Source organism: Bradyrhizobium sp. 197, from assembly GCF_023073375.1.
Taxonomy (GTDB): Bacteria; Pseudomonadota; Alphaproteobacteria; order Rhizobiales; family Xanthobacteraceae; genus Bradyrhizobium.
This window is the reverse complement of sequence record NZ_JADPJJ010000030.1, coordinates 1-11470: the sequence shown is the minus strand read 5'-3', so window position 1 is coordinate 11470 and position 11470 is coordinate 1. Positions and strand designations below refer to the sequence as shown.

8 protein-coding genes, 1 tRNA gene and 2 pseudogenes are annotated in these 11470 nt (G+C 62.9%); 6 read left to right on the top strand and 5 right to left on the bottom strand.

Annotated features, from left to right (window positions below; all coding sequences use genetic code 11):
* The 4 genes from IVB27_RS06605 to IVB27_RS06590 form a co-directional block, all read right to left on the bottom strand.
* Nucleotides 1-876, bottom strand: a complete 876-nt coding sequence (locus tag IVB27_RS06605; RefSeq protein ID WP_247341487.1) for a branched-chain amino acid ABC transporter permease — start codon at nucleotides 874-876, stop codon at nucleotides 1-3.
* A 91-nt stretch (nucleotides 877-967) separates the two neighbouring features.
* The gene (locus IVB27_RS06600; RefSeq protein ID WP_247442277.1) at nucleotides 968-2212 is read right to left on the bottom strand and encodes an ABC transporter substrate-binding protein; all 1245 of its coding nucleotides are present in this window, start codon (nucleotides 2210-2212) and stop codon (nucleotides 968-970) included.
* Between the two features lie 250 nt (nucleotides 2213-2462).
* Nucleotides 2463-3566, bottom strand: coding sequence for an NAD(P)/FAD-dependent oxidoreductase (locus IVB27_RS06595; RefSeq protein ID WP_247442275.1), 1104 nt, complete (start codon nucleotides 3564-3566; stop codon nucleotides 2463-2465).
* Nucleotides 3567-4099: 533 nt separating this feature from the next.
* On the bottom strand, nucleotides 4100-5338 hold the full coding sequence (locus IVB27_RS06590) for an SMP-30/gluconolactonase/LRE family protein (protein ID WP_247442273.1): 1239 nt from the start codon (nucleotides 5336-5338) through the stop codon (nucleotides 4100-4102).
* A 280-nt stretch (nucleotides 5339-5618) separates the two neighbouring features.
* On the opposite strand from IVB27_RS06590, the gene IVB27_RS06585 reads away from it, so the two are divergent.
* The 6 genes and pseudogenes from IVB27_RS06585 to IVB27_RS43545 all read left to right on the top strand — a co-directional run.
* Nucleotides 5619-5882: a hypothetical protein gene (locus tag IVB27_RS06585; protein WP_247341496.1), complete on the top strand. Its 264-nt coding sequence runs from the start codon at nucleotides 5619-5621 to the stop codon at nucleotides 5880-5882.
* Nucleotides 5883-6304: 422 nt separating this feature from the next.
* Entirely contained in the window at nucleotides 6305-7867 is a 1563-nt protein-coding gene (locus IVB27_RS06580) for a 2-isopropylmalate synthase (protein WP_247442271.1), read from the top strand.
* A gap of 222 nt (nucleotides 7868-8089) precedes the next feature.
* Nucleotides 8090-9091, top strand: coding sequence for a TRAP transporter substrate-binding protein (locus IVB27_RS06575; protein WP_247442268.1), 1002 nt, complete (start codon nucleotides 8090-8092; stop codon nucleotides 9089-9091).
* A gap of 186 nt (nucleotides 9092-9277) precedes the next feature.
* A complete protein-coding gene (locus IVB27_RS06570; protein ID WP_247442266.1) occupies nucleotides 9278-9901 on the top strand; it encodes a Spy/CpxP family protein refolding chaperone in 624 nt (207 codons plus the stop codon).
* 156 nt (nucleotides 9902-10057) lie between these two features.
* A tRNA-Lys gene (locus tag IVB27_RS06565) sits at nucleotides 10058-10133 on the top strand.
* A 365-nt stretch (nucleotides 10134-10498) separates the two neighbouring features.
* A pseudogene (locus IVB27_RS43545) lies at nucleotides 10499-11125 on the top strand (Gfo/Idh/MocA family protein); the annotation flags it as partial.
* A gap of 50 nt (nucleotides 11126-11175) precedes the next feature.
* On the opposite strand, the pseudogene IVB27_RS06555 reads toward IVB27_RS43545, so the two are convergent.
* A pseudogene (locus IVB27_RS06555) lies at nucleotides 11176-11470 on the bottom strand (OpgC domain-containing protein); the annotation flags it as partial.

Sequence of the window (11470 nt, the reverse complement as noted above, 5' to 3'; positions counted from 1 at the left end):
TCAGCGCCTCCCCAGAAGGCCCTGGGGCCGGATGTACATCACGAACACGAGCAGCAGCAGCGCCGGAATGGTGCGATAGGCCGGCGAGATCAGATAGGCCGTGAGGGTTTCGAGATAGCCGACCACGAAGGCCGCGATCAGCGAGCCGGAGACGCTGCCGAGACCGCCGAGCACGACGATCGAGAATGCGCTCGCCGTCAGCGGTCCGACGCTGTAGGAACTGACGCCGAGGAACATTCCGAGCAGCACGCCGGCGATGCCGGCGAGGATGCCGTAGATCGCCCACACCACGACATAGATGTTGGTGAGCTCGAGCCCGAGCAGGGTGACGCCGCGCGGGTTCATCGATGCCGCCAGCACCGCCTTTCCGGTGCGGGTGCGGTTCACCAGGAGCCACAACAGCGCGATGACGAAGCAGCACACGATCGCGGTAAAGATCTCGTTCTTGGGCGTGCGGACGCCGAGGATCTCGACGACGCCATCGACGATCGGCAGCACGGTCTTGGCGTTGTTGGTGAAGAAATAAGCGATCACCTCCTGGATCATGATCCCCCACAGCAGCGTGCCGGTGAGGACGAAGATCTCCTTCTCTTCATTCGGTATGCGCCGGGAGTCCTGGATCGGCTTCACCACTGCGAAATAGGTGGCAAAGGCTGTAAGGAGGGCAACTCCGACGCCGATCAGTGCGCCAGCATAGGTGCCGACATTGAGGATGCTGGCGGCGGCCCAGGCCGCCACCGCTGCCGCCACCATGATGGCACCGTGGGAGAGGTTGAGCACACCAGAGACACCGAAGATCAGTGTGAAGCCGGTGGCACCGAGAGCGTAGAGAGCGCTGATGGCAAAGCCATCAATCAGAATCTGGAAAGCTCGCATCTATGATTGGCCAGACGATCTTGCTGGAGGAATGTGCTGCGGAAAGCCGCGTGTGGAAGCTCCCGGGAAGTGGTCCCGGGAGCTGTTCCGGCTAGTTCGAGAGCTTGATGAAACTCGGGAACTTGACGTCGACCTTGGCGACATCCTTGGGCCAGACTGCGCTCTGCTTGCCGTCCTGCCATTGCAGCATCAGTCCGGTGATCAGGCCCTTGCCGTATTTGATCGAGTGGGTGAACGGATCGTCCTTGCCGTAGAACTGGACGCGGCCGATCGTGCCTTCCCAGTCGGTCTTCTCGAGCGCATCGACGAGCTTGTCGGCGTCGGTCGAGCCGGCGCGCTTCACGGCATCGGCGATGTAGTACACCTCGTCGTAAGAGGTGTAGCCGGCATAGGAGGGATAGTTGCCGAACTTCTTCTTGAAGGCTTCTGCGAACGGCACCGACTTCGGCGTCACCGCGACGCCGGGCCCGGAAACGCCCTGGTAGAGCACGCCTTCAGCGGCCTGGTTGGTATCCTTGCCAAAAGTCTCGTTGGTGGCCTGCGACGAGATGCCGAACATCGGGATCGGCACCTGCTGGTTCTTCCACTGCACCGTCGGCTGCACGCCGACATGGGAGATACCGGTGATGATCACGTCGGGCTTTGAGCCCTCGATCTTGTTGAAGATCGGCGTGAAGTCGGTGGTATCAGGCGAGAAGCGGATGTGATCGAGCACCTTGAGCCCGATCTTGGGCAGGCATTCCTCGTAGCCGACGTCGAGCGGCTTGGTCCAGGCGGCGTCCTCGCTCATGATGACCGCGGTCTTCATGTGCATCTTGTCGACGAGGAGGTCCTTGGCGCCGTCGCAAACCGAGAGCGCCAGTGCCGCTGACGTCAGATAGCCGTGGAACGTATACTTGTTCTTCTCGTAATCGGCGTGGACGCTTTTGCTGATCTCGTTGGAAGCAGCACCGGGCGTCACGAACGGCGTTTTCAGCCGCGAAGCCCAGGGCTCGAGCGCCAGCACGACCTCGCTGATGTAGCTGGCGATGACGACCTGCACCTTGTCCTCGTTCACCGCGCGTTGGAACGCGCGCACTGAATCTGCCGAGGAGGAGTGATTGTCGTATCCGATGATCTCGATCTTGCGGCCGTCGACGCCGCCAGTGGCGTTGATCTCGTCGGCGGCAAGCTGTGCCGCCTGAGGGATGGAGGCGCCGGCAATCGCCTGCGCTTCCGCGATCACGCCGATCTTGATGGGATCGGCGGCAAGTGCCGCGCCTGACGCCGTCATCAACGCACCGGCCGCGGCCGCACCGAGCGATATTCGCAATGCCACAGAGAGTCGTTTCTTCATGTTATTCTCTCCCTTTGAAAAGGCCTCTTGTGAGCCATTATGTCGGCAACTATACCGGCGGAGGCATTCTCGGCAAGTGAAACCGCGTTCAGGATTGCGACAGACGAACTAAAGTCTAGCGCTGCGCAATTAGCGGGCGAGAGAGCTGCCGGACCCGTTTCACGCGCAGGCATGCAGATTTCGTCGGTAGGCATGCGCAGCTATCGCGCCCAGCAACCGGATCGTTGAACTGCGATGCCGTCGCGTTGGCTCAGCGCGCTCGCAGCAGCGACGGATCGAGCGGCTCGAGCCGGGCGGGATCGAAGGGCGAGATGTCGACGTTGCGCGTCGCACCCTCGGCGATCAGTTGCGCCATTGCCTCGCCCGTGGCGGGTGCATTCAGGATGCCCCACACATTGTGCCCGGTCGCAACATAGAGGCCGTCGCTCTGCGGTACCCGGCCGATCAGCGGCAGGCCGTCCTGTGTCAGCGGCCGGAAGCAAGCCTGCCGCGCAATGATCCTCTCGGAGCGGAACAGCGGCGACAGCCGCTCGGACATGGTTTGCAGGCGCGCGATTGCGTCGTGGTCCGGCGTCACGGCGGCCGCATCGAGCGGAAGCGGCGCGAAGTCGGAGAGAGCGGTGATATGCGTGCTGCCGTCAGCGCGAGGAAAGACCTCGACCGACACGGCGCTGCCATTCTCTTCAGACTCCAGAAACAGCGCATCGGCCGGAGCATCCGTGCCGGTGTCGTACACGATGCTCGGGCTGCGCTGGCCGAAGACGGCGGGCAGGCTCATCCATTGCGCGGCGAGCAGCGACCATGGTCCCATCGCGATCACGACGGCGTCCGCCTCCACGGTGCGGCCGTCGACCTCGACGCCCGTCGCGGTCGTGCCGTCCGCATCGCGCATGATACCGGCCACGTTGCCGGGGCGAAGCTCGGCGCCTTGCGCGAGCGCCGCGTTCATCACGGCTGAGGTGAATTTTTCGGGGTGAACGATCGCGGTGGTCTCCGTCGTGCCGATGCGCTGTGCGATGATGACGCCGTTGCTGAGCCAGCCGAGCGCGGAGGGTGCATCCCGGCGCGGATGGCCATCGGCAGCAACGAAGCCGCCATAAGCGGTCATCGGGCGATAGCCCCAATCGCCTGCGATCTCTTCCGGCAGTTGCGCATGAATCGCAAAGCTCCGTCGCGCCAGCGCATCGAGCGGCGAGCCCTCGCACCAGTTGCGCGCGAGGAAGCCGCCCGCCTTGCCTGATGCTGCGGCCGCGACGTCTGTCCGCTCCACGACGATGACGTCGATGCCGCGGCGGCGGAGAAACCAGGCGGTGCAGGCCCCGATTACGCCGCCGCCGCAAATCACAACGCGCATGAATTCCCTCTACACAATGAAATCCTTCGCATGGAGATCCGCGGTATGGACCCCCTCCAGCCGCCATGCGCATGATCGCTGATGGAACTACCGGAGTCTCCGCTGAACGCGGCGGACGATCTGTTTTTCATCGATGCAATGACGACGTCATTGTCGGCAGGCCCGGGTCTCCAAACTCAGTCACGAATTGCTGGGTCCCAACGCTGACGATGATGGTGTCGTTTGGCATACGGCGCATCGCGCAACTCCCGGTTCAAGCCGGGCGCGGGAACGAAGAGCAGCATGCCTTCGCGCCGCACTGCGGCCTTGGCGTGCCATTCAATCTTCGTTGGATTGATGGCGGAGATTTGCCCGAGGCGTAACTTGATTGCGACCGGGGAACCGCAACTCTGCGCACGCGTTCGAACTGCTGTCACAACGCGCAAGTTCGCCGCGGTGCTCGTGACCGTTATTTGTGCAGATCGCACCCGCGGAAAGCGATCGGGCGCCGGCGGTCCACGCCGACGCCCGTGCTTGCGGTCTCTCGCGCGGGCTCAGCCGGGCCCTGCGCCTTGCGTGGCCGTATACACCGCGTAGACCGACTGGCTCGCGGCCATGAACAGACGGTTGCGCTTGGGGCCGCCGAAGCAGATGTTGCCGCACACTTCGGGCAGCCGGATGCGGCCGAGCAGCTTGCCGTCCGGCGACCACACCGTCACGCCGCTGTAGCCGACGGCGCGGCCGGCATTGCTGGCAGCCCAGACATTGCCGTTGACGTCGCAGCGCACGCCGTCCGGCCCGCACTTCACGCCGTCGATCACGCACTCGCTGAACCGCTTTTGGTTGGTGAGCTTGTTGTCGCCGCCAACGTCGAACACGAATATCTCGCCCTTGCCGCCGGGCCCGGTGTCGCCGGGTCCCTTGCCGGTCGACACGACGTAAAGCTTCTTGAAGTCCGGCGAAAAGCACAGGCCGTTCGGATCTGGCACCTGCTCCTCGGTGACGACGAGATCGACACGGCCCGAGGGATCGATGCGATAGCAATTGGTCGGCAGTTCGCGCTTGCCCGGCACGAAGCCGGCCGGCTGCCCAATCCGCGGATTGAGCTTGCCGCCGGAGTTGGTTGGACCGCCTGCGGCATCGGGCTCGCCTTCGTAGAGCTGGCCGCCATAGGGCGGATCGGTAAACCAGTAACTGCCGTCGGGATGCGCGACGACATCGTTAGGCGAGTTCAGCTTCTTGCCGTTGTAATTGTCGCAAAGCACGGTCGCGGTGCCGTCGTGGTCGTAGCGCGTCACCCGCCGGGTCAAATGTTCGCAGGAGAGCTGGCGGCCCTGAAAGTCGAACGAGTTGCCGTTGGAATTGTTGGACGGCGAACGAAACACGCTGACGCGGCCGTCGTCCTCGCTCCAGCGCATCTGCCGGTTGTTGGGAATGTCGCTCCACAGCAGATAGCGGCCTTGTGCACTCCACGCCGGGCCTTCAGCCCACAGCACGCCCGTATAGAGACGCTTGATCGCCGTGTTGGGCTGGGCGAGATCGTTGAAGGACGGATCGACCGCAATGATGTCGGGATCCCAGAAATAGGTGGTCGGGGCACCGTTGGGACCGAAATCGCGTGGCGGGGTGGTGATCGTCGTCGGCGGTGCGGCGGGTCCGGTCTGGGCCAGCGCGGAGCTGGCGCCGGCCATTGTGGCGGCAGCACCCAGCGCGAGCCCCTGAACGAGTGTTCGTCGTGAAAGCGCAGCATCCTGGTCACGCTGCTCGTGGTCACGAGCTTCCTGGCGTGTCATCGCGTCCTCCCGGTCATGTTCGGCTAGCCGGTTGATCCGGCCGAGCAGGGCAAGTTAGTCCGGTCCGATGACGGTTGCGAGGGGGAGGTACGCATCCTCCGCGTGATATCGGGCCGGCAAAAGCGTGGGAACGTCGAACATGGAAACGACAAATTCGTCCCCGCGTGACGGCTTCCCCGGAACGCCTTCGGAGCGTTGCCAAACTGTGGAGCATGTCAAGCCTTGACCTCCTGCGCGACGCTGGCAGAACGTCACTCGGGGTGTAAAGTCGGAGTTGACCGTGGTCGCTGTCGTCGTACTCGTTTTGCTGCTCGGGATTGCATTTGCGGCCGGCTATTTCACTCGCGACCATGTCTCCCGCAAAAGGCGAGCTGAGGCGCGCCGCTGGCGCGAGTACTCCGAGCCGGAGTGGCTCGGTGCCAACGCGCCGGCCAACACCAACGAGGTCGCGAACGCCGATAAAGCCGCGCCGGTCGCGACCGGCGAGCTGGGTCAGATGCTGGACCGCTGGGAGACCAGGGCTCGCGCTCGCCGCACGGGATAGCTACCGGCGGAAGGCACAAGCACTTGCAGCACATCTGGTGATATCGCCCGCGCTGCAATCACGTCAGCCTTTCTGTCCATCTTTTGGCGTTGCAGTTGCTCCTATTTTTCGTCTAGAAACGGCCGATCGAGCCCCCCGGCAACCAACCGTCAACGGTTTTGACCGAGGATTTGAGGGCTCAACAGGGTCTGGCAATGCTGATTCGCGGCCAAATCGATGGGATTTCGGGGGAGGTGGCTCTGGCCGCCGCCACGATCCCGGCCGCGCTGCTGCCCTCCCTCCTTATTGGCGGGCTTCTTCTTACTTGCCCCTGAGGGCCGGCTGGGCGCCATGCGCCTGGGCGCTCAGGGGTTGGTCGAGATCACCGGACACCTCAAGCGCCCAGAAAACTGATGGCGCAGAAGCTCAAAAGGAAATTTGAAATGGCTACCGTGAACAAGTCCGAGAAGGACCGCGTCATCATTTTCGATACCACCCTGCGCGATGGCGAGCAGTGCCCCGGCGCCACCATGACCTTCGAGGAAAAGATCGAGGTGGCCGAGATGCTGGACGATATGGGCGTCGACGTCATCGAAGCCGGCTTCCCGATCACCTCTGAAGGCGACTTCCAGGCGGTGAGAGAGATCGCCCGCCGCTCTAAGAACGCCGTGATTGCCGGCCTGTCGCGCGCGCATCCCGCCGACATCGACCGTTGCGCCGAGGCGGTGAAATTCGCCAAGCGCGGCCGCGTCCACACCGTGATCGCGACCTCGCCGCTGCATATGCGGGTGAAGTTGAACAAGACCCCGGAGCAGGTGCTCGAGACCTCGGTCGCCATGGTCGCGCGCGCCCGCAACCAGATCGATGACGTCGAATGGTCGGCCGAAGACGCCACCCGCAGCGAGATGGACTATCTGTGCCGCATTGTGGAGGCCGTCATCAAGGCCGGCGCCACCACGGTGAACATTCCGGATACCGTCGGCTACACCACGCCCGAGGAATACACCCACTTCATGCGCACGCTGATCGAGCGCGTGCCGAATTCGGACAAGGCGGTATTCTCGGTGCACTGCCATAACGATCTCGGCATGGCTGTCGCGAATTCGCTGGCCGGCATCGCCGGCGGTGCGCGCCAGATCGAATGCACTGTCAACGGCATCGGCGAGCGGGCGGGCAATGCCGCGCTGGAAGAAGTCGTGATGGCGATCAATGTCCGCAACGACAAGTTTCCGTGGTGGAACAAGATCGACACCACGCAGCTCACCCGCGCCTCGAAGGTGGTGTCGGCGGCGACCTCGTTCCCGGTGCAGTACAACAAGGCCATCGTCGGCCGGAATGCGTTCGCGCATGAAAGCGGCATCCACCAGGACGGCGTGCTGAAGGACGCCTCGACCTACGAGATCATGCGGCCGGAGATGGTCGGCCTGAAGCAGTCCTCGCTGGTGCTCGGCAAGCATTCCGGCCGCCACGCCTTCGTGCACAAGCTGGAGGAGATGGGCTACAAGCTCGGTCCGAACCAGCTGGAAGATGCGTTCACGCGCATGAAGGCGCTGGCCGACCGCAAGAAGGACATCTACGACGAGGACATCGAGGCGCTGGTCGACGAGGAGATGGCGGCTTCGCATGACCGCATCAAGCTGACCTCGCTGACCGTGATCGCCGGCACCCACGGCCCGCAGCGCGCGACCATGAAGCTCGACGTCGACGGCCAGATCAAGATCGAGGAGGCCGAGGGCAACGGTCCGGTCGACGCGGTGTTCAACTGCATCAAGCGCCTGGTGCCGCACGATGCCAAACTCGAGCTGTACCAGGTCCATGCGGTGACCGAAGGCACCGACGCGCAGGCCGAGGTCTCGGTGCGGTTGTCGCATGAGGGACGTGCAATGACGGCGCGCGCGGCGGATCCGGATACGCTGGTTGCCTCGGCAAAGGCCTATCTCGGCGCGCTGAACAAGATCGTCATGAAGCGCCAGCGCGACACGGTGACGACGGCAGCGGCGAGCTGACGCTCATTCTCCCGGCCAATCTGCAAAAGCGCGGCGCCCTCGGTGCCGCGTTTTTCGTTCATCGTCCAGTGCGGGCGCTTCTTTCCGGGTACCGCATTTTTGCAAGGAGGCCCCTGCTAAGGGGCAATGGCGCCTTGGCGTGCTTCCCTATAAATCTGCCCCCAAGAGTTCAAGTCCCGGGGGCCGGCGGTCCGTACCCCATAGGGACATGGGGGAGGAAGCATGCGGAAACTCATTTTGGCTGCGGCATCGATTGCGGCTTTGGCGCTGACCGGGCCGGCATCGGCGCAATCGCCGATCATCATCAAGTTCAGCCACGTCGTGGCCACCGACACGCCGAAGGGCAAGGCGTCGGAGAAATTCAAGGAGCTTGCCGAGAAGTACACCGGCGGCAAGGTCAAGGTCGAGATCTATCCGAACTCTACGCTCTACAAGGACAAGGAAGAGCTCGAGGCGCTTCAGCTCGGCAGCGTGCAGATGCTGGCGCCGTCCAACTCCAAGTTCGGCCCGCTCGGCATCCGCGAATTCGAGGTGTTCGATCTGCCCTACATCCTTCCCGACCTGAAGACGCTGCGGAAGGTGACGGAAGGCCCGCTCGGCCTTCGGCTGCTCAAGCTGCTGGACTCCAAGGGCATCACCGGGCTGGCCTATTGGGACAACGGCTTCAAGCAGATGAGCGCCAACAAGAAGCTGGTGACGCCGGCGGACTATCAGGGCGTCAAGTTCCGCATCCAGTCCTCGCGCGTGCTCCAGGCCCAGTTCAAGTCGCTCGGCTCGCTGCCGCAGGTGATGGCGTTCTCGGAAGTCTACCAGGCGCTCCAGACCGGCGTCGTCGACGGGCAGGAGAACACCTGGTCGAACATCTATACCCAGAAGATGCACGAGGTGCAGAAGTACATCACCGAGACCAACCACGGCTACATCGGCTACGTCGTGATCGTGAACAAGAAGTTCTGGGACGATCTGCCGGCCGACATTCGCGACCAGCTCTCGAAGGCGATGAAGGAAGCGACCGACTTCAACAATACGCAGTCGCAGAAAGAGAACGACGCCGCGCTGGCGGAGATCAAGAAGAGCGGAAAGAGCGAGATCATCAAGCTCACGCCGGAGCAGGACGAGGCGATGCGCAAGGCCATGGAGGCGGTCTACAAGGACGCCGCAGGCCGCATCGGCCAGCCGCTGATCGACGAGTTCCAGAAGGAAGCGAAGAGCACGACGAACTGATCCGGATCGGCCGTGAATGAAGGGGCTTCCGTGCAGACCCCGCGGAGGCCCCTTTTGTTGCAAATCGTTTCAGTGTGCATCTGAATGGACATTCAGGGGAGTAAGAAGGCTCTCTCTGTCCAACTTGTAAGTTGCGCGTCAGCCTTGCGACCCTCATCTTCAGGGCGTCCTTCCAAGGAGGTTCGTATGAGGAAGTTTACCATCGCCGCCATCGCCGTGCTCAGCATCGCCGGCTCGGGCGCGGTCTATGCCCAATATCATCGCCCGTGGATGCACGAGCACATGCGCCACATGCGCATGAATCCGGAAGACCGCGCCGCTTTCGTCGACGCGCGGATCGCGGCCGTCCATGCCGGACTGAAGCTTAGCGCGGACCAGGAGAAGCTGTGGCCGCCGGTCGAGAGTGCGGTGCGCGACTTCGCCAAGCTGCGCATCGACCGCGCCAATGCGCGGATGAATGCCGGCCCCGGCGATGCCGGCAAGGACGCTAACAAGGATGCCGACAAGCCCGAGGATCCAATCGCCCGACTGCGCCAGCGCGCCGAGGACATGGGCACGAGCTCGGCGGCCCTGAAGAAGATCGCCGATGCAGCCGATCCGCTCTACAAGACCCTGGACGAGGGCCAGAAGCGGCGCCTCGCCATACTGACTCGTCACCGCGGCCCGTTCGGCAGCGGCGAAGACGGCCCGCGCCGCCACTTCATGGAACGGGGCATGGACCGCATGATGGAGCGCGGCATGGACCACTTCCACCGTGACCGTTTCGACCGCGACAGCGGCCCGGACCGGGACCGCGAGGGGCGGCTCTAAGCCTTCAAGTATGGTCCGGGATCAACCTTGGCGAAGCCGCTGGAATCCAGCGGCTTTTCGCTTTCTGAGGACTGTGGAAAAACCTTCGCTGCATCGCTTGCCAGACCGGGATCGCTTTGCTAAACGACCGACCTCGCAAGGCATTGACCGCCTTTCGGGCGCATAGCTCAGTTGGTAGAGCAGCTGACTCTTAATCAGCGGGTCCCAGGTTCGAGCCCTGGTGCGCCCACCAAAGGAAAATCTTTGGTTTCCAATAGCTTCGCCAGATGTCTATTGGGGATAAAAGCGAGTTTCGTGCGACTTTTTTGGTGTCGGACGTCGCACGGCTGGATAACCGCGCGACCTTCCTCTTTGTTTCTGCATCTTCTCCTTGCTATGTACCTTCACGCCATTCGATACAGAGCGCAGGTCCGATGGTACAGGGCATTATTTGGTCGTCGTAGAATAGGATATTGCGGCGAGCAAAACGGAAATTCTGTTATGCCCGTTGCCGCAGGGTACCGCGTGTTACAGAACCAGAACCGGATCGTTGTGTCGGGGGGCGAGTCGCTCCCCCGCTGCCACGTATGCCCGACTACTATGGCAACCGGCCGGCCCCCCAACCAGGTGCACGTCGCCAACGGCATGGATTGTATCGCAGCTCGCATCCCTGCGCTCATCGAGAAGCCGCTGGCGGATGACATCGTCGCTGCGCAGGCCTGGTCGAAGCCTCCGAGCAGGCGCGCGTGCCGCTGCTGACCGGCCATCATCACCGTCACAACCCGAGAATCCAGCGCGCCAAGGCGGAGATCGACAGCGGCCGGCTCCGCCAGATCGTTTCGGTGCAGGGTATGTTCTGGCTCATCAAGCCGGACGACTATTTCGATGTGGCCTGGCGCCGCGAGAAAGGGCGGGCCCTGTTTTTCTGAATCTCATCCACGACGTCGACCTGTTGCGGTACCTGTGGGGGGATATCGTGGCGTTATTAGCTGCCCAATCCAATCGAGTGCGTGGAAACGCGGTTGAAGAGACATCGGTGATCATACTGCACTTCACTTCCGGCGCGCTGGGAACGGTCAATCTGTCCGATACCATCCAGTCGCCGTGGAGCTGGGAATTCACTGCTGGTGAGAATCCAGCGTACAGTCATACGCAGGAGACCTGTTACCAGATCGACGGCACGAGGGCATCGCTGGCTATTCCGCAACTCGATCTATGGCATCACCAAGCAAAGCCAGCTGGTGGTTGCTGATCTCAGAGCGGTTCGAGGTCTGACAGAACTTTTCCGTGCCTTGTCAAAAGCCATATTCCGCCAATGGAATGGTCGCTGTTGCATTCCTGGCCGCCATGGCTGCAGGCTTCGGCGACGGGGCGATGACATCCGCCTTGGGCCGTACCAATCCGTCTGTGACGCGAAACACCCGGCGGGTTTGCCTATCCGCGAACCGGCAATCGATGACGGGATTCTGGCCGCCGGCCCATCCGAACTCGCGCAATCCTCGGCGAAATGCCTCCAGGGGGCGCCAGTCAACGGTGCCCCAGGCGTCCGGCTGGGCGCGCACGCCCACAGGCAGTGCAGCGGTCGGCTGC

Bases quoted from the DNA above. Each gene is read 5' to 3' on its own strand.
- IVB27_RS06605 (WP_247341487.1), bottom strand. From the start codon at position 876: ATGCGAGCTTTCCAGATTCTGATTGATGGCTTTGCCATCAGCGCTCTC.
- IVB27_RS06600 (WP_247442277.1), bottom strand. From the start codon at position 2,212: ATGAAGAAACGACTCTCTGTGGCATTGCGAATATCGCTCGGTGCGGCC.
- IVB27_RS06595 (WP_247442275.1), bottom strand. From the start codon at position 3,566: ATGCGCGTTGTGATTTGCGGCGGCGGCGTAATCGGGGCCTGCACCGCC.
- IVB27_RS06590 (WP_247442273.1), bottom strand. From the start codon at position 5,338: ATGACACGCCAGGAAGCTCGTGACCACGAGCAGCGTGACCAGGATGCT.
- IVB27_RS06580 (WP_247442271.1), top strand. From the start codon at position 6,305: ATGGCTACCGTGAACAAGTCCGAGAAGGACCGCGTCATCATTTTCGAT.
- IVB27_RS06575 (WP_247442268.1), top strand. From the start codon at position 8,090: ATGCGGAAACTCATTTTGGCTGCGGCATCGATTGCGGCTTTGGCGCTG.
- IVB27_RS06570 (WP_247442266.1), top strand. From the start codon at position 9,278: ATGAGGAAGTTTACCATCGCCGCCATCGCCGTGCTCAGCATCGCCGGC.